Source organism: Nostoc sp. (assembly GCF_036917575.1).
Lineage (GTDB): Bacteria > Cyanobacteriota > Cyanobacteriia > Cyanobacteriales > Nostocaceae > Nostoc.
Map to the genome: position 1 here is coordinate 1 of NZ_JBALDC010000076.1, position 21,756 is coordinate 21,756.

Consider the following 21,756-nt stretch of genomic DNA (forward strand, 5'->3'; position numbering starts at 1 on the left):
AGTTGGCAGTATACCTGGAAATAAGGGTGGAAACGTTTCTTTGATTGGTGCTTTAAGCCTTGATGGACTGGTTGCAGCGATGACTGTACCAGGAATGCTAGCACTCTGACTATCACCACCATTTTAAAATACTTAGGCGATGCAATAATAATTTCTAAAAACTATATTTCCTAACACACATTTTTGCTATTGGATCAGAATTATGCAAGATTGAACCTTGGTAGAAAGGCTTGTTTTAAGCCCTTGCTCAACTTTGCTAATCAGTTTGTCAAAAGCTTCTTGATCTGCTGTCAATTGTTCTTGAATAACTTTCTCTAACTCAGGCTTTATTTGAGTACATATATCCTCAATTTTTCTGTCATTCAAAAAACTAGAACGCATCCAACTAGGTACATCCACATTTGTCTTAATTACTTCTTGAACACTTTTGCGATTTAGCTCCATTCCTGCCGCCATCACTGAAGCGCCATACACTAGTGCAATCGGCCAGGTTAAATGTCCAGTTAGTATGAGAGTAATAATACTAGCCACAGCGCCTCCACCAATTACTACATTGACGATAAACGCCACTGTCTCAGCCAAGATAGCATCTCCAATTCGTAGCTCTGGGTTAACAAAATTTGGGTCAATACTATCCTCGAACCTTAAGCTGCTTCTAGGTATCTGAAACTTTCGACATATTGGATCGGTTTGTGCGGCTAAATCAGGTTGGATTTTATTGCTAAACCAAGAAGCGCATTGATGATTAATTATCTGCACAGCGCGATCGCTTTTGAGCCACTGTTCTGCTCGACCGATCAAAGCTGTTTCCAAATCGGCTAAAGTCCGTATTTTGTTTTTTTGCCAATCTTTTAAAGATGGTTTAACTGCGTTGACAATCAAGCTATCCGCTAAAGGTTTAGTTAGTGATTCGATTAACTCCGGGATATGCCTTTCAATCAAACCTTTAAGCTTGTTTGAGGTAAATAGTTTGTTAACTTCTTCTTTAAAAGCAGCAGCACGCAAATCCCATCGTCCGACTCGTGCTAAACCCATTGCAATGCACCGTTCTGGTTCTGGATCGGGGCGAAGCAGCGTTTCTGGTTCGGGAAACATTTCCTGACAAAGAACGTGCGTGAACTTCATGCGAGATGCACCACCAGTCATCAGCATAAGTTTCGGCATGATTCCAAGTTCTTTCAACTTTTGTTTTGCCTCGGTTAAAGAGTCACGAAATGATTTAATCCAACTATTAAGCTCTAATTCAGGTAAGGGTTGGTTTAAGATTTCCTCCATCAGCAATTTATTGACTTGAGGAATAAAAAAAATCTGTTCGTTGATTGACTCGAAGCCACGTGCAAAGGATTCAGGATCGCTGTATAGCTGTTCATTAGAAAAGTAATCTTCTTTAGCTTTGCGACAAGCAAGTTCACAACGAGCTTGGTGATGCGGATATTCTTTAAATACTTTTTCCAGTAATACTTTTTGTTCGTGGTTAGCGAGAGTCCGGGCAAAAATAGCCTTGTCAATCAAAGATGCACCCAAAGTATTACTCCCGAAATCTATTGGGATCTCTTCTAAGCTCTTAACCAGAGTAAAATCTGTGGTTGAAGAACCAATATCGACAATTAGCACCGAGCCAACAAGTTTGTCATACTCCAGCTTCCCGGCTTCTTTGGCTTGCATGAAAGCAGCCCGCGATTCCGGTACAACATTGAGTCGGGAAATACCAGCTTCTTGAAGTAGCTTTTGGTATTCTAAGCGATCGCTAAGTGACCATCCTGAAGGACAACCAATGTAAAAATAGCTACCTTCTTTGCCTTCAACTTGTTTACTTTCTTGCAAAAGGCGGTAGTAGGTTGCCACAAAAGTGCTAATTGTTTCCCGATATTTGGGATCGTTGTTGGGTTTTTGCTTGAAAGAAATTGTCAGTTGAGTAACGCCAGCTTGAATTAATGCTTGTTCGCCGACAAGATAACCGAGTTTGGGATGCCAACCAAGAGCTGTAATTTGGTTCTTCTTATTGTTAACCTCCAACATCTGGGGAGGTTCGATGCTTTCCACTACAGCTTTAGCTACAGCCGTTTCACCGTGTCCCAAATCAAAACCGATTGTTTCTAAAATTTCCATATCCTTATTATCTATTATTCTCTAGCAGAGGAATATGCTGGCTCAATTACCCTACCGCGTCTAATCAAGCGATCGCCTTTCAACAAAGCCGGAGTTAGAGTTACATGATCTTTGGTATCGGGGTCGATACTTGGTTCAAAGTCAAAAAACTCGCGATCGCTGTGCGGGTCATTTGGTCGGTAAATTTGAGTGTTAATTCCCTGAGACATTAAAATTTGTGGCAGAAGTTTCGCCAGTTCATGAGCCATTTGCGGTTTATCAAGTTTTGATGCGCCCATTAGCCTTTGCAGAAAACTTAATAGCTCTGGCAATTCTTCTATTGCTAGGTCGCCTTCATGTTTATTTGATTCTTCTACTCTAGCTACTGCTAGGTCGATAGTGTTGAGAGCATCGCTAAGGCAATCTAGAAATACATTGCTATCAACTCGGAGAATCGGTTGAGGTAATTCCAATAGCCCTTCAGATATAGAATTATTTTGCTGGTTGTTTAATTCCAGTTGAAGTACAATTTCTAGTCCTATAAGTAGAGAAGTTAATAAGATAGCCATCCAAGCACCTGGGGTAGTTTTAGTTAAAGAAAATAAGGAGCTTAAGATGCCGATATAAACTAGCCCCTGTAGTAGTTTCAGGATTAATTTGCTCGAAAAAAGTTTTGTACTTGGGTTAGTAATTTGTCTTTGCTCTGTTGGAGCCGCTTGAAGATAATTAGCTGCTGCCAGAGTGGCGATAGACTGCCGCAGCGTATCCAGGAAAAAGGAAGCCAGACGAACTTGAGCCAAATTAAGCTTTTCAATATAAATTCTTTCGAGATTGTCGAGTCGGTTTTGCACCAGTTTAACTATTTGCTCAATGCCGATTGTATTATCAATATCTGTCTGGAGTTGGTTGCGTTCTTCGCTAAAAAGTGAGGTGATTGTTTTCATTGCGTTGATTAAGACTTTAAGGTTATTAATTAGGAGTGAAATCAATATTCATTTTTTCATTTCACCCTGTAATCAGATAATGACGGAATAATTCATAATTACTAATTATGAATTAGGTTGATTGCAAATTACTACTCATCAAAAGGAGGAGCAGAATGTTTATCTCCGTCATTGCAGACTACGGTACAGGAGATCCGGCATTTACTGAAGTCACACAACGTCTGCTGATAACTTTTCCCCATGCCCAAATTCATTTGCTTTCGGTTCCAGCATTCAGTACCTTGGCAACGGGATTCTGGATTGCCCAACTGGGACTCAACCCAGGGCCTAGCGATCGCCTAATTTATCACAACTGTGCGCCTCGTCAGGACGATCCTGAAGCTCGTCGAGACAATGAAGGTGAAGGATTAACTTATGCCCTTTTATCTAATGGTGTAAAAGTAGTGGGTGTGAATGCAGGCTATACCCTCTCCTTTATCAAAGATTATACAAAGGAGTTACGAGCAATCAACGTTTCTCGTGGTGGATCGCAGTTTCGCTCACGGGATGTGTTTCCTCCAGCTGCGGCTGCCATTGTAAATGAAGATTTTAGCATTCTGGGAGATAGCTTGAAGAGTGAGCAAATCCCAGATGTTCCACCAGATCGCATTGCCTGGATTGATGGTTACGGCAACATCAAAACAACTATCGCGGCCCATACACTTAATTTGGAGCCTCAAAGCAAGATCGTGATCCGGATTGGAGATGTGGTCAGCGATGCAGTGTATTCTGATGGTAGTTTCAAAGTATCTGAAGGAACTTTGGCCTTTGCTCCTGGTAGTTCCGGTTGGTCAAGAGGCGATTCTGGAGAACCATTGCGCTTCCTAGAGCTATTTCTGCGAGGAGGGAGTGCTTGGGAGCGCTTTGGTCGTCCCCGTGTGAATCAGCAAGTAACTCAAATTGCCTAAAATTACTTATACCAATTTGAAAAAAGAATGCGACAGATACTACAAATGAGATATTAGCTATTTTGAGCGGCATTAATCCCAGCTTGATTGCAGAGAGTGATCTTATACCAGTTATCTAAAATCCCCATCTTCATGTTACCGCATCATTATTTTGGAATAGAGTCTATGAGTTTACCTCCAGAAATTTTAGAGGAAAAATCATAAACTCTTAAATCAAATCCACTTTCTCACCCCTTACCTACGGTGTATACACAAGTCTTAAAAACCTAGCTTGATAAAACTTTTTTAGTTTTCGTTCCCAGTCTCAGACTGGGAATGCATTTATTGAGTCTCTAATATCAAGTCCGGCCAATTAGTTATGATTCCCGAATCTATGCAGAAACCGGAAAACCTTCTTTCCCCCTGCAAGAACTGCGGTCTTAATGATAAGTCTTTCACCGGACACGATATAACTGGAGGCAGCAGCACCTAATAGCCATTCCCATGCAGAGTACAGGAATGAGATAAACGACAGAACAATGGAAAATCAAACTTTTTTTGACTTGTGTGTACATTGTAGGTTAGAAATACGTGCTTTTGGCAATTTGGCATCCAAAGTTTTTCTGTTGCAGTTTTAATTTATATATCAACAGGGTTACAGGAACATTGAGAAAATTCTACAAGGGATCAATTCCCGTCTCAAAATCCTACCCAATAGCCAGTTGTTGATGTTCACGCTCTCCGAACCACCTTGAGGTGGATGCAGCGCAAGCGTCACCGCTTCACCACAACTGGCTAGAAATCAAACAGAAAATATATAGTATAAATGCACTGACACAGATTTAAGTCGAGGATGGCAGTATTTGAGTCATATTGAGCTGGAAATGTTAATATCATTCAAGACATTCATACTCCAACTCTTGACCCTTGTTACAAAAAGCTATTAACGAACTTGCAGAGCATTGCTAAAGAATATATCAGTTGCAGACTTGATTGCATTTGACCGATTACAAACTCCAATTTGGATTTATGATATTCAAAACTTGCAGATGTGGTGGGCGAATCAATCCGCACTGCATATTTGGAATGCTCCAAATCGAGAAGAATTGCTTAATCGCGACTTCAGTGATATTTCCCAGTTTACTCACACTCGAATCCAAAGTTATTTGCAAGAATTTCAGCAAGAGAAAACCATCACTGAAAACTGGACATTTTACCCACAAGGAAAACCTGTTTCTCTTCGCTGCATCTTTTCTGGAATTCAAATTGAACAAGGGCGAATGGCGATGCTGGTTGAAGGCTCAACACAAGTCATCAATCAGATCGATCAAGAAACACTCAGATCAATTGAAGCCCTACGTCATACCACAGCGATCGTCTCACTTTACACGATGGATGGTGTGCCTTTGATGCAAAACCCGGCAGCCCTTCGCTGTTATCGAGATACCCTACATCCTAACTCGTCAGCTGAGAATATTTTCCTAAGTCACTTTGTCGACAAGAGTGTAGGGCAACAGGCTATGGAAGCGATTAATTTAGGTGAGATATTCAATATAGAGGCTCAGGTGTTCACCACTGAGGGAATTCAATGGCATGAGATAGATATACGATGCACCCGCGATCCTGTAACAGGTAACTCTATTATCCTTGTCAACGAAAAGGATATTACCAAGCAACAAGCAGCGCTACAGGAACACCAGCGTGCAGAGTCAGAATTGCGCAGGCGGGAAACTTTGCTGCGTTCCATGACTGACACTTCTTTGCTGGGATTCTTTGTTGTTGACAATCACACCGACGAAATCCTTTATTTCAATCACCACTTCTGTAAAATTTGGGGCATCGAACATTTAGAAGACCAAATGCGTCTGGGTGCTTTAAAAAATAATGAGATTATTCCTGAGTGTATATCTTCAATTGTTGATGTATGGGCATTTACTGAATCCTTTAAACTGTTGCAGTCTGAAGAAAATCGTAGCACGATTGAAGATGAAATTTTATTTGTTGATGGGCGAACGATTCGCCGCTTTTCCAGTCAAATTCGGGATATTCAGGATCGATACTTTGGGCGGTTATACATTTTTGAAGACATCACCTCACGCAAACAAATCGAAGCCGCACTCAAAACCAGTGAAGAAAGATGGCAGTATGCCTTGGAAGGAAATGGGGACGGAGTTTGGGATTTGAATGCTGAAACTAACGAAGTTTTTTTCTCCCGGCGATGGAAAGAAATGTTAGGGTTTGCAGAGCATGAAATTGGAAATACCCTCAGTGAATGGGAAGAACGGGTGTACATAGATGATAAAGCGAGGGTTATCGAAGAGATTATCAAGCATTTGTACGGTGAAACCCAGCAATATGTCAGTGAATATCGGATTAAGTGCAAAGATGGAACCTACAAGTGGATTTTAGATCGGGGGCAAATTTCGAGTCGCGCAGCCAATGGTTTTCCCCTACGGATGCTAGGAACTCATACTGATATTACTGAACGCAAGCGTATAGAAGAAGCACTGCGAGAAAGTGAACAACGCTATCGTTCTGTAATTACAGTGATGGCAGAAGGTATTGTCCTACAGCAATCAGATGGGCGGATTACCGCCTGTAATGACAGTGCCGAAAGAATTTTAGGGTTAACAGTCGATCAAATGATCGGGCGAACTTTCATTGATCCGCGATGGCGAGCGATTCATGAAGATGGTACTTCTTTTCCAGAGGAAACTCACCCTGCCTTTGTCACCTTACGCACCGGACAACCCCAATTTCATATAATTATGGGAGTTCACAAACCTGATAGCAGCTTGACTTGGATTTCAATCAATTCTCAGCCACTGTTTGAATCCGATGAATCCAAACCATCTGCGGTGGTGACATCATTTACAGATATCACAGACCGCAAACAGGCACAAATTGCCCTGCAACAGCAAACAGAACGGGAACGCATGGTCTATGCGATCGCTCAACATATCCGCAAGTCTTTGGACTTGGATGAAATATTGAACACAACTGTTACTGAAGTTCGACGTTTTCTGCAAACTGATCGTGTGATTATCTACCGCTTTAACCCTGATTGGAGTGGTGTGGTTGTTACTGAGTCTGTAGCAGAAGGTTGGCGAACGATTTTGAATATGGAAATTACAGACAGCTATTTTGTCAAAACACAGGGACAGTCTTATCAACAAAGTACGCTCAAAGTTACTCCAGACATCTACACTGCCGGATTGGACCCTTGTCATGTAGAGTTATTGGAAAAATTGCAAGTTAGAGCCAAGCTAGTTGTACCAATTTTACAAGGCGATCGCCTTTGGGGACTTTTGGTTGCTCATGATTGTAGCGCCCCGTGTGAGTGGCAACTTTGGGAGAGCGAACTGCTTGAGCAATTGGCAACACAGGTAGCGATCGCTATTCAACAATCAGAACTTTATCAACAATTGCAGCGTGCCAACCAGCAACTTGAAAATATGGTGATGGTAGATGAATTAACTCAAATCGCCAATCGTCGATGTTTTGATAATCGGCTTAATTCTGTCTGGCAATATCTTTTACGAGAACAAGGTTTTGTCTCACTACTTTTATGCGACATTGATTATTTTAAACAATATAACGATACTTATGGTCATGCCACCGGAGATGATTGTTTGCGCTTTATTGCCAGAGCTTTCAAACAAAGTGTCAAACGTTCTAGAGATTTAGTTGCTCGTTATGGCGGAGAAGAGTTTGTTGTCATCTTGCCTAATACTGCTATTGATGGGGCTTTTCACGTTGCCCAAGAAATTCATAAAGCTTTAGAACAGCTAAATATTCCCCATGCGGCCTCGGCTGTGAAACATCACGTCACCTTGAGTATTGGAATTGCCACAGTGATTCCAACACCCAATATAGTTCCTTTAGATTTGATTGAAGCAGCAGATCAAGCCCTTTATCAAGCTAAAGCAAACGGACGTAATTGTTCTTGTATAAATAGACTGTCTTAGCTCGACTTTATCCATTTTTTACTAACGCGATACTCCTGCGGAATCGTTGCACGAACGTTTAAACTGAAACCTTTATGAGATAATAGTTTTACTTTTTTAACTTCATCGATAATTTGTGACGTAGAAAAAGTATTTACCAAAAAGCTAGGGTTTTTGCCGGATAAAGAAAACCTAGTTCTTGGTTTTGGATAAAGTCGAGCTTAGGTAGCTAGAGATATTGTTTGAATGCTGACTAATAGGTTGAAAAATAATATCCCTATATTTATAGAATGTTTGAAGTGACTTAAATACACAATCTAAGTCTCAAAGCTAGGTACAAAAACTCTCTTACTTCTGTTAGCACCGTAAAGTATAGCCTATTTTGACTCATGAATTCTGAATTTGGCTGTGTCAAAAACTTTTATACAGAAAGGCTTTTAACAAACTATGATTTGATTGATTATTGAAATTTATAAAAGGAGCGATAAAGCCGCTTTCACGACTATACTTCTATCGCTTGTTCAACTGCTTTCATCGCTAATGCAGACTGGATTCTAACAACTCTAAATCGCGTGAATATTAAATGACTCTTAAACCGTGTCATCAGGTACTCTTACATCTTACTTAAGTCTGATATCTTCTAGAGAACAGCTTTTTTGTTGTCAGGTAGATTGATGAGTCGAATTAATGGATTTATCGGGCGACGTAATTTATTAAAATTCGCCAGTGTTCTAGGTATTGCAGCTACTACTTTTGATCATAGCTTTTGGAATCCAGAGCAAACTGCTGTTGCTGATATTCACTTAGTTAACCCTAATTCAATCAGTCCGAATGAAGCCATCAGACGCTTGCTTGATGGTAATCAAAGATTTATCCATCAAAAACCTCAATATCCCGATCAATCACTAGAACGCTTACGATTAGTTGCTAAAGCTCAGTATCCCTTTGCCGCCATATTGGGCTGTGCAGATTCTAGAGTACCAGCGGAAATTGTCTTTGATCAAGGACTTGGAGATTTATTTGTCGTAAGAGTTGCTGGTAATGTTGTTAGTGACACGATTATAGGTAGTCTGGAATACTCTACAGTAGTATTGGGTTCGCAGTTGATTATGGTTTTGGGTCATAGAAGATGCGGTGCAGTAGCAGAAGCAATCAAAAACGAACCACTTCCAGGAAGAATTGGTTTGATTATTGAGGGTATCAAACCATCTGTAGAAAGGGTAAAGTTCAAAACGGGTGATAATATGCAAGATGCAGTTATAGCCAACATTCAGTATCAAACTGAAAAATTGCAAGAAAGCTCAACTATTTTAGCTAAATTGCTTCGTGAAGGTAAACTAAAAATTGTTGGTGCTTGTTACGATATTGACACTGGTAAAGTCAACATTATTACTTGAAGATCTCACAATTTTTAAGTGTATACTTCTTAGTTCGATGTTGATCTATGCTGATGCCAACTCACGAAAATTTAGAAAAAACTTAAAGCTTGTAATAAATAAACCCAGCAGGAACTATATAACAAGACCGCCTGCCAGGAAGGTATAATATATTTTAGCCATGTTTGATTGGTTAACGCTTATTTATAAAAAATAATTGCGTATCCCTAAATACAATAACTAAATGCTTCGGAAAACACAGTTAAGAAAAGTTACTAAATAGGTTAATTTCCAATTAAAACCCAATACGCTGGGGTTAAGAATTATTCTCTGTAGTTTGAATTCATAAAGATTTAGGTTACAGGGTACAAAAGGTAATTTTCTTTACTGTCACCTGTAACCCTTCCCCTTGTTAACTTCTAACTTCCTTTACTATTGCTCCAACAATTTTATCCGTTGCCACCAAAGATTTAGGGGATAATAGACCACAGGTGCCCACAGACTACTCAGAATGGCAGAGGCAAGAGCGACACGCTGATAATATGTCCAAATATCTGTCACCTTGCGCTCATTGCCCAGCAAAGTTAATTGCAACCCAAAGATAGTTTCTGCCAAAACTGCCATAACAAAGACAATTACAGCAATCGAAATAAAATCTTCTTCAATAAAACGCTGTTTCTGGAGCAGACCAGTTAAAACTCCCACTATCCCTAAACTGATGGCATGAGTAGGATTAGGTGATGTCATTGAATCTTGAAGTAGCCCTAGAACTATACCTGCCAATGCTCCGGCAAACACCGTGCGCTTTATACTCCAAGCTACCACCCAAATTAACAGCCAGTTAGGGCCAATTCCTAACAATTCCATACCGGGGAATCGGGTTGGTAATAATAGCAAACATAACAGTACAGAACTAGCTGTCACTATCCAACTAAATAACTGACGTATACCGGGATGCCAACGAGCAAGTGGCTGGATTCGGAATTTCGATTTTCGCTCTAACGATTTTGGCTTTTTCTGCCTGCTACCACCAAATGCAGGAATCTTCATTTTTCTATGGATTTTTTCAAAGAATTTACTTAGACTTTTGCGGCACTTGATTTGCCGACTCTTGGTTTTCTGGCTTGGGATAAACAGCTACCCAATCGAGAGAGCGGATTGGCGGAAAAAGCTCAATTTTCGCCACTGATGCCGGAAGTTTCTTTAAATCCAGTGATTTAATTCGTCCTACTGCCAAACCGGAAGGAAATTTCTGACTATAAGTAGATGTGGAAACTAAATCTCCTACTTTGACATTTGGAACTTTTTCATAAAACTCCAATACAGCTTCGGCAGAAGAATCTCCTCGCAAAACGCCTTTAGCTGCTGTGCGGCTAATCGATACACCCACTTGACTCTTAAGGTCACTGATTAACAACACGCGGCTAGTATTGGCAGTTACACTCTCCACCAAACCCACCAATCCGCCTTCTGCTTTGACTATGAAGCCTTCCTGAATCCCTGCATTTGCACCACGATTCAGCGTAACTTGTTGCCACCACTGGTCAGCACTACGTCCTACTACCCGTGCTGGAATTGGGCGTGATGCCAACGGCTCTTTTTCCACATAGCCTAATAAATCTTGTAACTTTGTCTTTTGACTTTCCAAATCTACTATACGGGTTTGCAATTCCATTATCCGGGCATCTCTAAGACGTTCTTCTGAAGTTGGTCCTGACTGCAACATCTCTAATGGACGGGTAATTGCCTGGTATGTTTCAAGCACTAGTTCACCTTGAGTCTGTCGCAATATCCAAGCACTACCAACTATTAAACCTAACAAGCCAATTTGCAACCCTTTACGATCCCACCAACGCCGTACTGTCACCATATATACCTATACGTACTTATATAAATTAAGTTCTATTTGGATGCTATGTATATAAAACCCAAATAGAACTCAAATAGAACTTAAGTCTGATATTTTTTTTGCTACATATTGCGAGAGCTTTCGGTAACAACTCGTTCCAACTGTTTAAAGTTTTCTAACACACGACCTGTTCCCAGCACAACACAGCTCAAAGGATCGGCAGCAATGTGGGTAATAATCCCTGTTTCATGGCTAATGAGGGTATCTATGCCTTTGAGCAAAGCACCGCCTCCAGCTAACATAATACCTCTGTCAATAATGTCTGCTGCAAGTTCTGGCGGTGTGCGTTCGAGTGTCCGCTTCACAGCTTCTATAATTACTGATAGCGGTTCCATCATACTTTCACGGATTTCTGGCGCTTTGATTGTTACAGTTCGCGGTAGACCAGAAAGCAGGTGTAAGCCTCGGACTTCCATCATGGCGTCATTATCATCATTAGTTGGATAGGCAGAACCCATCCGAATCTTGATTTCCTCGGCAGTACGTTCACCAATGACTAAATTATGAACTTTTTTAATATACTGAACGATCGCATCAGTTAGTTCATCTCCAGCAATGCGTACTGATTCGCTGATTACCGTACCTTGAAGACTCAGCACTGCAACTTCTGTTGTCCCACCACCAATATCGATGATCATGTTGCCAGTTGCTTCGGCAACAGGTAATCCTGCACCAATAGCCGCAGCTACAGGTTCATCGATTAAATAAACTTTTCTTGCTCCTGCTTGGTGAGCTGCATCCATGACAGCTCGCCTTTCTACTCCTGTTACACCACTGGGAATACCAATGACAATCCGGGGTAAAATCAAAGATTTACCTTCATTTACACGCTGAATAAAGCTTTTGAGCATCAGCTCGGCTATCTCAAAGTCAGCGATTACACCATCCCGCAAAGGACGCAGAGCAATCACATTTCCCGGTGTGCGACCGAGCATTTTTTTGGCTTCTTCTCCTACTGCTAGTGCTACCTTTTCGTTGACATCGATCGCAACTACAGAAGGTTCTTGTAGTACAATACCTTTACCAGATACATAAACCAGGGTGTTTGCGGTACCGAGGTCGATACCCATATCCCATGAAGTGCGAAAGTTTCTAAAAATACCCACGCGTCTGTAAGCCCCCTATGTGCGATACTTTTTGACTACAACGGTAAGAGTTAATCGCGCTTGATTCGATTATGTTTGTATCCTAAATTGAGTAAACTAGACAATATTTTTATATGATTACCAGGAATATTTAGTATGTCTCAAGCGCCGTACTTTTTGATATTCTCTGGTTAAATTAGTATACTCCTATACTTTTATGTGTTTACTCCAAATAGTGTGTATAAATTTTCAAGTCAATTATATTGTTAACTGTTTAACACATTATTTTCAAGTCTTTCACAATTCGCTATGATGAAAGTCGAAATTGCTAAGTACGTTTGTACTGAAGAGGAACGCAGATGAGTATTAATATTGTCACCCTTGTTGGTCGTGTAGGTGGCGACCCTGATATAAAATATTTTGAATCTGGTAAGGTTGTATGTAAATTAACACTAGCTGTCAATCGACGTTCGCGCAACAATGAGAAACCTGACTGGTTCACACTGGAGTTATGGGATAAGACGGCTGAGGTAGCAGGTAATTATGTCCGTAAGGGAAGCTTAATCGGCATAAAAGGTTCCTTAAAATTTGACACATGGAGCGATCGCCAAACAGGAGCAAACCGTTCTACACCAGTTATTAGAGTAGAGCAACTAGATTTATTAGGCTCTAAGCGAGATGCAGAAGGCGGTACAGAAGATATATCTTCAGAACATTTTTAATTAGGCATTGGGGATTGAGCATTGGACATTGATTATTAGTCCCTTGCCTTTACAAATGACAAAGGACTAATGACAAATGACTAATAACTAATTTGCAACGTCACCGATGCTTCTACTTCTTGTTCACCACCAACAATCGGGGTGGAAGCATCAGCTGATTTCGCAGCCTCAGCCCGTAAAAACATTGGTGGTGGTGGAGGCGCACTAGCATTATTAACTTGAATGCTGACTATTTCTTTGGATTTAAAACCCAAAGCACTGAAAACGGCATCAGCTTGCTGCTGTGCGTCTTGAGTAGCTTCTTTTAATGCTTGCTTTTGAGCAGCAGCGATCGCTTGATCATTCGCAACAAAACTAATGCCGTTAATTTGTGTTGCACCGGCTTTGACTGCATCATCCAATAATGTCCCAGCTTGCTCAACAGCAGTTCTAAAACTTACAGTGTTACTGGCAGCATAGCCTGTAATTCGCTGCACATTGTTGGTATAGCTGTAAACTGGGTTGAGCCGGATACCAGTGGTTTGTAATTTTTCAACATTTTTGCTCTTGAGAAACGCAACCACCGCAGATGACTTCTGAGCGGCTTCTTGTTGTACCTCTTGGGCTGTTTTCCCCTGAATCTCCACTCCTAAACTGACTTGTGCCAGAGTTGTTGGAATTGTTTCGACTCCGCGGCCACTAACACTAAGGGTTCGCGACAATTTATCTTTTTCTTGTGCAAATGCAGGTAGTACAAAGGTTGTACATAAAAGCATTGCTAAAGGCAGTATTTTCCACAGGTTTCCAGACGGAAACTGAGAACCGGGTAAAGCGGCTCTAGTCATAATATTTGCACTCCTCAAAGTATCCACAGATGGTTTGAATAAACGTATGTAGCAATCTTCCGGTGGTCGTTGAGAGTCAACCACCAGAAGTTTTTCACAACTCAAGTGCGATCGCCAGATACAATTTCTATGTTCTTACTTTGACACAGCGATCGTCAAAAGCGGAAATGGTTACATTTTTGGATACTAAAAAAATCCACTAATACTGCACAGCATAAATGAAACGTTTACACTGTATTCATTTTGAATTTTGAATTTTGAATTTTGAATTCAGATTATGTCTTTATATGATGTTTTTCAGAAACGCGTCAAAATCAAAGAGAAGGATTTTCAGAGAACCTAATGCATTTGTTAGAACCAATCAACTTCTCTTTTCCTCTGCTGGCTAGCGCAACACAAGCCGCAGACAGTTCAATGGTAGTCGAAGCAGTGCTACTAAGCTTAGTAGTCATTTATCTCGCCAGCAAAGTTGGTGGAGAGCTATCAAACCAAGTGGGTTTGCCGCCTGTTTTAGGCGAACTCGTTGGCGGTGTGGTAGTTGGCATCTCTGTTTTCCATCTTTTAGTCTTTCCAGAAGGCGGCACAGACAGTTCTAATTCTTTGATTGTGTCCTTCCTTCAAACCACTGCTGGTTTGACGCCTGAAGCCGCTCCAGCCGTATTTGCAGCTCAGTCCGAGGTCATTTCCGTTTTGGCAGAATTGGGTGTGATCATTCTGCTGTTTGAAATCGGCTTGGAGTCGAATTTAAAAGATTTAATGGCAGTTGGTATCCAAGCCACCGTCGTCGCAGTTGTGGGAGTAACAGTACCCTTTGCTGCGGGGACTGTGGGACTGATGACTTTGTTTGGGATTAGTGCTATACCTGCAATTTTTGCAGGGGCGGCTTTGACTGCTACTAGTATTGGGATGACATCCAAAGTGCTGTCAGAACTGGGGCGACTCAATTCTAAAGAAGGGCAGATTATTTTGGGTGCTGCGGTAATTGACGATGTACTAGGAATCATCGTTTTAGCGGTAGTTGCCAGTTTAGCTAAAGACGGCGTAGTGGATGTCAGCAAAGTCATTTACTTGATTCTCAGCGCCACAGGTTTTATTTTGGGAGCAATCCTACTAGGCAATGTTTTTAATAAGTCTTTTGTAGCGATCGCCGATCAACTCAAAACACGTGGTGGACTAGTAATCCCAGCATTCATTTTCGCCTTTGCGATGGCATACCTGGCTGCCGTCATTCATTTAGAAGCAATTCTGGGAGCTTTTGCAGCTGGTTTAGTTCTAGAAGAAACAGATAAGCGTAAAGAACTGCAAAGGCAAGTATCTCCCATTGCCGATATATTAGTGCCAATTTTCTTTGTGACTGTTGGCGCAAAAACCGATTTGGGAGTATTAAACCCAGCAATTCCCGACAATCGTGAAGGTCTAATTATGGCAACTTTCCTGATTATAGTAGCCATTCTCGGTAAAGTAATCACAGGCTTAAGCGTGTTTGGTCAACCGGGAATCAACCGTTTAGCGATCGGTGTGGGGATGATTCCTAGAGGCGAGGTTGGGTTAGTGTTTGCTGGTGTCGGTGCTGCCAGTGGCGCTCTCTCGAAACCATTAGGAGCAGCAATTATCATGATGGTTATCTTGACAACCTTTTTAGCTCCTCCTTTGTTACGATTTGTATTTCCAGATCCAAAAACCGTGGACGGAAGCTCAGAGCAACTAATTTTAGACGGTTCCTCTGGGACTTCGTTGGTAATTGAACCACCTCAATCAAGGGTGCCAGCATCAAATGACAGCAGCAATTTGGGAGTAACTCCAGATTCTGGCGATCGTTAATTATTGGGAATGGGGAATGGGGCACTGGGCATTGGACATTGCTCTTTCTCTCCTCTGCTCCCTGCTCCCTGCTCCCCTGCTCCCCTGCTCCCCTGCTCCCCTGCTCCCCTGCTCCCCTGCTCCCCTGCTCCCCTGCTCCCAATTATGCAGTGGAAACTTCTATTCTCAAATCTCCGTCCCGTGTGATTGTAGAATAATCATTTGTTTATATATTTCTACCAGCATTCAGAATGTTACTTAATTTCTAGTTTCCCTTGGCTTGTGAGCCTTTATCTGAATATTTTCCAGATAATTGGGTAGTAACACCCATAAATTTTGCTAGATCGTTTGACAGTAATGGGAATTATTTACTCAGTGCATTGATGGCAACAAGGAACAAACACTTATCACTAAACAGCTATCAATTATCAGTTTTCTAGCTTTATTGGGAGTCAGAGTTCTCTACCTGTAAAAGTGGAAAGTTTCGCATGGGGATTTAAACTGAATTTTAAACCTGATAACTGATTTAGGTGTGTCCAAATTCCAGCTTAAAAATCAAAAAAGAGATTCAAAGGTCAAGTTTTGGTGGTGATGATGTGATGATTTACCAATGAGTTGAAATATTGACGGCTCCCATGAATGTGAATTAGGAGAAAGGACTGTGAAATTACACTGGTTACTACCCAGCACTATTGGAACTATCTTCATGCTAGCGTCGCCAGCAATGGCCGCCAGACTTGAATCTTGGCGCTTTGATGCCAATCAAAACAGGCTGGAAATTAATACTGTAGGAGCAGTTCAACCCCAAGCACAACTAATTTTTAACCCAACTCGGCTGGTAATTGATTTGCCGGGAACTACATTTGATCGTCCGCAGTTAACTCAACAGGTGGGTAATGGAATTCGCTCAATCCGTGTTGGACAGTTTGATGGAGATACAACACGCATAGTTGTTGAACTGACTCCTGGTTACACTTTAGACCCCAAACGAGTGCAATTTGTTGGTACAACTGGCGATCGCTGGACGGTGCAATTACCGAAGCCAGCAGTCGAAAAAGTAGCTTCATCTCCTAGAAATGCTTACAGTGTAGTTACCCCAGACTCTCAACCTCAACCTAATATTTCAAGGGTTGCCACCACTACACGAGGGGCAACTCAAATTGAGAACTTACAAGTAACAGGCGATGGGTTGTTCATTCGTACCAGTGGTGGTAATCCTCCAATTCAAGTAATTCCCAGCCGCGATCGCGCTACCATCTTCATTGATATCTCTGGTGCATCTTTATCACCACGTCTGAGGCAGCAGAGAAATATACCCGTTAACAAACATGGTATTAGCCGCGTCGAATTCACCTCATTGCCAACCCAACCTCCCGGTGTCCGTTTAACTTTGCGGGTAGATAAAAATAGCCCAGATTGGCGAGTAACTAATAGTAACGATGGTGGTTTGATAGTTCTACCTAGTCGCCTTGTCAGATTGCCTAGAAGTAATAATTTAGACAATCAATCAGAAGCCCTTTCCTTTCCCAGTAGAGCATCTGTCAATAACTTGCCAGCAACAATTGAGTCTGTGCAACTTACCGATAATGGCAAACAACTGCTAATTCGAGGCAATCAACCTTTATCTGCTACGGGAATCTGGGATAGATCCTCAGGTATCTTCCGCGTCACAATTACCAATGCCAAGTTAGCTACCAGAGTTATAGGGCCTACTTTTACTGCCAATAGCCCGATTCTTCGAGTACGTCTGCAACCCCAAGCATCTAATACAGTGGTTGTTTTAGTTCAACCAGCAGGCGGAGTGCAACTTGGGCAACCCCAGCAAATTGGCGACCAGCTTTTGGTACCAATACAAGGTTCTCGGCGAGTTGTCAGCCTCCCCGGAAGACCTCCTTATGCTTTACCTGGGCTACCACCACCAAACCGTGGCCCATTCCCAGACCTAAACAATCCAAATCCTCGACCCCAAATACAACCACAGCGCCGAGTTACTAATGGGCGGGTGGTAGTCATTATTGACCCAGGACATGGTGGTAAAGACTCAGGAGCGCTTGGCATTGGGGGGGCACGTGAAAAAGATGTTATCTTGCCTATTGGTAAAAGGCTGGGTGAGATTTTGCAGCAACATGGTGTACAAGTGATTCTGACGCGGGATTCTGACTATTTTGTTACCCTTCCGGGACGGGTGCAATTAGCAGAGCGGGCGAATGCTGATGTGTTTGTGAGCATCCACGCTAATTCCGCAGGTGCAAGTCGCCCCGATGTTAATGGCTTAGAAGTCTATTATTACGATAGCGGTCTGGATCTAGCTCGCATTGTCCGCAGTAGCATTCTTCAAAGTATTAGTACTCTCAAAGACCGGGGAGTGCGGCGAGCCAGATTTTATGTCCTCAGAAAAAGTTCTATGCCCTCGATTCTCGTAGAAACTGGTTATATGACTGGTCGCCAGGATATGGCTAGGCTGAGAACTTCAGCTTATCAAAATCAAATGGCAGAAGCGATCGCTCGTGGTGTTCTTCAGTATCTCAAAAGAAGATAAGTAATACCAATTCAAAATTCACGCATTAAGAAAGCCAGATATCACAAAGGTTTAAAAGTATGTATCTGTCGCATTCTTTTGTTAAATTGGTATAATTTAGCCTAAATTTCTAAATTGTTAAGTAAGTATATCTAATCTTTACCATTTTTATCCAATTTAGTAGTAAAACAATTTAAGTATTCTTGCGGCGGAATAAGAGTAGCTTCTTTGTTATTGTCATTTGATACTTTGCAAGTCAACAAATTTTGGATTTTGGATTTGCATCACCTACAACAGGTGTTAGTGTAGCAAGACCTAGTACAACACGGCGTAAATAAACCACTCATTTCAAATCAATGAAGCGCTTATACTGTATTAATTTTGAATTCCGCCTTGCGGTACTAGTCTGGCAGAAAACTAAAATTGGGAATCAAAAATTTAAAATTGGCAGTCAAATTTATATAGGCTAATCACATGGCAAAATCAGAGGAGCGTGCTATATTTTACGCCATTAGCTGTGTCTGAAATAACAGCGCAAAACTCAAGTGTGCGCGGTGACGGTGTGAGGATTAGCCAATATGTTGAGATGTTGACGGCTCCCATAAATGTGAATCAGGAGAAAAGACTGTGAAATTACGCTGGTTACTATCCAGTACTATTGGAACCATCTTCATGCTATCGTCGCCGGCAATGGCCGCGAGACTTGAATCTTGGCGTTTTGATGCTAATCAAAACAGGCTGGAATTTAATACTCAAGGGGATGTTCAACCCCAAGCACAATTAATTTTTAACCCGACTCGTTTAGTAATTGATTTACCAGGAACCTCATTTGGTCGCCCACAGCTAACCCAACAAGTGGGCGGTGCAATTCGTTCCATCCGTGTTGGGCAGTTTGACGAACAAACAACGCGTATAGTGGTTGAACTGACTCCTGGTTATAGTTTAGACCCCAAACGAGTGCAATTTGTGGGTAGAAGTGGCGATCGCTGGACAGTGCAATTACCGACGCCACAAGCCGACAATCTCCCCGCAAGAAACACTGAGGGGCAACCAGAACAAGCTATAGCCACTGATACTACACCCAGAACATCTACACCAACATTCCCCCCAAGGAATATTTACAATGTGGTAACAAACGGCTCTGTAAATCCACTTAACAACGGAACGCTTGTCGCCAGAGTTACTCAAATTGAGAAATTACAAGTCACAGGTGATGGTTTTTTCATTGCTACAAGTGGTGGCAATCCTCAGATTCAGGTAAATCGTAGCAACGATCAAAAAGCAATTAACATCGACATTGCTGGCGCAACTTTATCACCAAGTTTAGAGCAGCGGAATTTGTCGATTAATCGCTATGGTGTCAGCCGTATCCAGTTCACTCAACTGCAAACCAGCCCATCAGTTGTTCGCCTGACTTTACAAGTAGATGAAAATAGTCCAAATTGGCGAGCAACCACTAGCAGTGTTGGTGGTTTTGTAGTTCTACCCAGTCGTGGGGTTGCCCAGCTACCTGGAAGTAACAATCCACGTCCTATAGCACCAAGTAACACACCTGCTAGCATTCAGTCTGTACAACTGGCTAATAATGGTACACAATTGCTGATTCGAGCCGACCAAACTTTATCTGCTACAGGAGGCTGGGATAGAACCTCTGGTCTGTTCCGCATCACTATCAACAATGCTAAGTTAGCTCCCAAAGTCACAGGCCCGACTTTCAATCCTAATAGCCCGATTTTGCGGGTACGCCTGCAACCACAAGAATCCAACACTGTTGTCGTCTTGGTTCAACCAGCAGCCGGAGTACAAATTGGGGAACTCAACCAAGTTGGCGACCAGCTTTTAGCTTTAGAATTACGACGCTCTGTTAGCAGTATCACACCACCCATTACTTTACCTCCTCTGCCATCACCAGACCAAGGTCAATTACCAAATCCCATAGATAATCCCCGTCCAATCTCCCAGCCACAGCCACGCCCCTCGGCTCCCAGAGGGAAATTGCTAGTAGTTATTGACCCAGGACATGGTGGAAAAGACTCAGGTGCTCCTGGTCTAGGGGGACTTTTGGAAAAGAATGTAATTCTGCCTATTGGGAAAAGGGTAGGAGCAATTTTAGAGCAAAATGGCGTACAAGCAGTGCTAACGCGGGATGCCGACTTTTTTGTAGAACTTCAGGGACGGGTAGATATTGCCAAGCGGGTTAATGCGACTTTGTTTGTCAGCATTCACGCTAATTCCGTTGATAATCGTCCTGATGTCAATGGATTAGAAGTATATTATTTCGATAGTGGTTACAACCTGGCTGAAGTAGTTCGTAAAACCATCCTCCAGGACATCGGTACTATTAAAGACCGGGGAACCCGTAAAGCCAGATTCTATGTTCTGAGAAAAAGCTCCATGCCTTCGATTTTGGTAGAAACAGGCTATATGACTGGTTATGAGGATAATCCCAGATTAGGAACACCAGAATATCAAAATCGGATGGCAGAAGCGATCGCTCGTGGCATTCTAAAATACTTACAGCAGAGGTAATATAGTACAAATTACTAATTAAAGAGGTGGTATTTAAACTTCTTTGACGCGCAGAATTTAGTAGTCAAATTAGAGATTGTCTGCTAAATTCTGTATTTTAAATCCCAAAACCTAAATATATATCTGCCTGTGTATTCATCTTCCATTTTTGAAGGGAATCTTGACGATTTTTCCGATCGAGAACCCAAACGTGCCCCAATTGGCATCTTTGATAGTGGTGTGGGTGGGCTAACAGTACTGCGACAAATATATCGGCAACTCCCGAATGAATCAATTGTTTACTTTGGCGATACAGCTAGACTTCCTTACGGAATTCGTTCACAAGCAGAAATTTTACGATTTACACGTGAAATCATTACCTGGCTACAACAGCAGCAGGTAAAAATGGTAATTATGGCTTGTAACACCAGTTCCGCCTTAGCCCTAGAAACCGTGCGTCAAGAATTTAGCATACCCATTTTAGGAGTCATCCTACCGGGTGCAAAAGCTGCGGTACAGCAAGGAAAGCGGATTGGCGTAATTGCCACTCCAGCTACAGCTAAGAGTAATGCTTATAAGCACGCTATACTCGAAATTGCTCCCGATGTTCAAGTCTGGCAAGTTGGATGCCCGGAGTTTGTGCCACTGATTGAGCAAAACCGCATTCACGATCCTTACACTGCGGAAGTTGCACGAGCCTACTTAGAACCTTTATTAGAGCAGGAAATTGACACCTTAGTTCACGGCTGTACTCATTATCCCCACCTTACACCAGTACTGCGATCGCTCCTCCCCTCTCAAGTTCAGTTGATCGATCCGGCTGTTCATGTTGTAGCAGCTTGTGCCCAAGAGCTAGACTTACTAGGCTTAAGAAATACTCACCTACCACTACCAACTCGCTTCGCCGTCAGCGGTTGTCCGAAACAGTTTTCTCAATCAGGAGTGCAGTGGCTAGGCTATACCCCATTGGTTGAAGAGGTTTCCTTCACTGATATCGCTATTTCCCAACTCCAATAAAACTATGTGAAGTAAATGAGAAGTTAAACCTTGTCTACATTGAAAACCGTAGTTTTTTGTCATGAGAGTAAAGCACAAAACTCAAGCATGGC

The 21,756-nt window shown here is 42.0% G+C and carries 15 protein-coding genes; 9 read left to right on the plus strand and 6 right to left on the minus strand.

Features of this window, described 5'->3' with window-relative positions; genetic code table 11:
• Window positions 1-186 precede the first annotated feature (186 nt).
• Entirely contained in the window at window positions 187-2,109 is a 1,923-nt protein-coding gene (locus tag V7K79_RS22790) for an Hsp70 family protein (protein WP_335050680.1), read from the minus strand.
• 14 nt (window positions 2,110-2,123) lie between these two features.
• Window positions 2,124-3,032, minus strand: a complete 909-nt coding sequence (locus tag V7K79_RS22795) for a hypothetical protein (RefSeq protein ID WP_335050682.1) — start codon at window positions 3,030-3,032, stop codon at window positions 2,124-2,126.
• Between the two features lie 155 nt (window positions 3,033-3,187).
• Between V7K79_RS22795 and V7K79_RS22800 the strand changes: the two genes are divergently transcribed.
• From V7K79_RS22800 to V7K79_RS22810, 3 genes are all read left to right on the plus strand, one after another.
• A complete protein-coding gene (locus V7K79_RS22800; protein ID WP_335050684.1) occupies window positions 3,188-3,979 on the plus strand; it encodes an SAM hydrolase/SAM-dependent halogenase family protein in 792 nt (263 codons plus the stop codon).
• 941 nt (window positions 3,980-4,920) lie between these two features.
• On the plus strand, window positions 4,921-7,926 hold the full coding sequence (locus tag V7K79_RS22805) for a sensor domain-containing diguanylate cyclase (RefSeq protein WP_335050686.1): 3,006 nt from the start codon (window positions 4,921-4,923) through the stop codon (window positions 7,924-7,926).
• A gap of 653 nt (window positions 7,927-8,579) precedes the next feature.
• Window positions 8,580-9,302: a carbonic anhydrase gene (locus V7K79_RS22810; protein WP_335050688.1), complete on the plus strand. Its 723-nt coding sequence runs from the start codon at window positions 8,580-8,582 to the stop codon at window positions 9,300-9,302.
• Window positions 9,303-9,713: 411 nt separating this feature from the next.
• Here the strand turns inward: V7K79_RS22810 and mreD are convergent, their stop codons facing one another.
• The 3 genes from mreD to V7K79_RS22825 form a co-directional block, all read right to left on the minus strand.
• Window positions 9,714-10,331 carry a rod shape-determining protein MreD gene (mreD, locus tag V7K79_RS22815; protein WP_335050690.1) on the minus strand — a complete coding sequence of 206 codons (618 nt, stop codon included), beginning with the start codon at window positions 10,329-10,331 and terminating at the stop codon, window positions 9,714-9,716.
• Window positions 10,332-10,356: 25 nt separating this feature from the next.
• The gene (mreC, locus tag V7K79_RS22820; protein ID WP_335050691.1) at window positions 10,357-11,151 is read right to left on the minus strand and encodes a rod shape-determining protein MreC; all 795 of its coding nucleotides are present in this window, start codon (window positions 11,149-11,151) and stop codon (window positions 10,357-10,359) included.
• Window positions 11,152-11,252: 101 nt separating this feature from the next.
• Complete coding sequence (locus V7K79_RS22825) at window positions 11,253-12,260, minus strand: rod shape-determining protein (RefSeq protein WP_335050898.1); 1,008 nt, start codon at window positions 12,258-12,260, stop codon at window positions 11,253-11,255.
• A gap of 374 nt (window positions 12,261-12,634) precedes the next feature.
• Here V7K79_RS22825 and V7K79_RS22830 point away from each other — a divergent pair, with 374 nt between their 5' ends.
• The gene (locus tag V7K79_RS22830; RefSeq protein WP_335050693.1) at window positions 12,635-12,997 is read left to right on the plus strand and encodes a single-stranded DNA-binding protein; all 363 of its coding nucleotides are present in this window, start codon (window positions 12,635-12,637) and stop codon (window positions 12,995-12,997) included.
• 80 nt (window positions 12,998-13,077) lie between these two features.
• Here V7K79_RS22830 and V7K79_RS22835 read toward each other — a convergent pair whose 3' ends face one another.
• The gene (locus tag V7K79_RS22835; RefSeq protein WP_335050695.1) at window positions 13,078-13,821 is read right to left on the minus strand and encodes an SIMPL domain-containing protein; all 744 of its coding nucleotides are present in this window, start codon (window positions 13,819-13,821) and stop codon (window positions 13,078-13,080) included.
• Window positions 13,822-13,883: 62 nt separating this feature from the next.
• Between V7K79_RS22835 and V7K79_RS22840 the strand changes: the two genes are divergently transcribed.
• The 5 genes from V7K79_RS22840 to murI all read left to right on the plus strand — a co-directional run bounded on the left by V7K79_RS22840 (window position 13,884) and on the right by murI (window position 21,664).
• Window positions 13,884-14,024: a hypothetical protein gene (locus V7K79_RS22840; protein WP_335050697.1), complete on the plus strand. Its 141-nt coding sequence runs from the start codon at window positions 13,884-13,886 to the stop codon at window positions 14,022-14,024.
• Between the two features lie 139 nt (window positions 14,025-14,163).
• Window positions 14,164-15,642, plus strand: a complete 1,479-nt coding sequence (locus tag V7K79_RS22845) for a cation:proton antiporter (RefSeq protein ID WP_335050699.1) — start codon at window positions 14,164-14,166, stop codon at window positions 15,640-15,642.
• Window positions 15,643-16,282: 640 nt separating this feature from the next.
• On the plus strand, window positions 16,283-18,160 hold the full coding sequence (locus V7K79_RS22850; RefSeq protein ID WP_335050701.1) for an N-acetylmuramoyl-L-alanine amidase: 1,878 nt from the start codon (window positions 16,283-16,285) through the stop codon (window positions 18,158-18,160).
• 606 nt (window positions 18,161-18,766) lie between these two features.
• On the plus strand, window positions 18,767-20,668 hold the full coding sequence (locus tag V7K79_RS22855; protein ID WP_335050703.1) for an N-acetylmuramoyl-L-alanine amidase: 1,902 nt from the start codon (window positions 18,767-18,769) through the stop codon (window positions 20,666-20,668).
• Window positions 20,669-20,797: 129 nt separating this feature from the next.
• Window positions 20,798-21,664 carry a glutamate racemase gene (gene murI, locus V7K79_RS22860; RefSeq protein WP_335050704.1) on the plus strand — a complete coding sequence of 289 codons (867 nt, stop codon included), beginning with the start codon at window positions 20,798-20,800 and terminating at the stop codon, window positions 21,662-21,664.
• The last annotated feature ends 92 nt before the right edge of the window (window positions 21,665-21,756 follow it).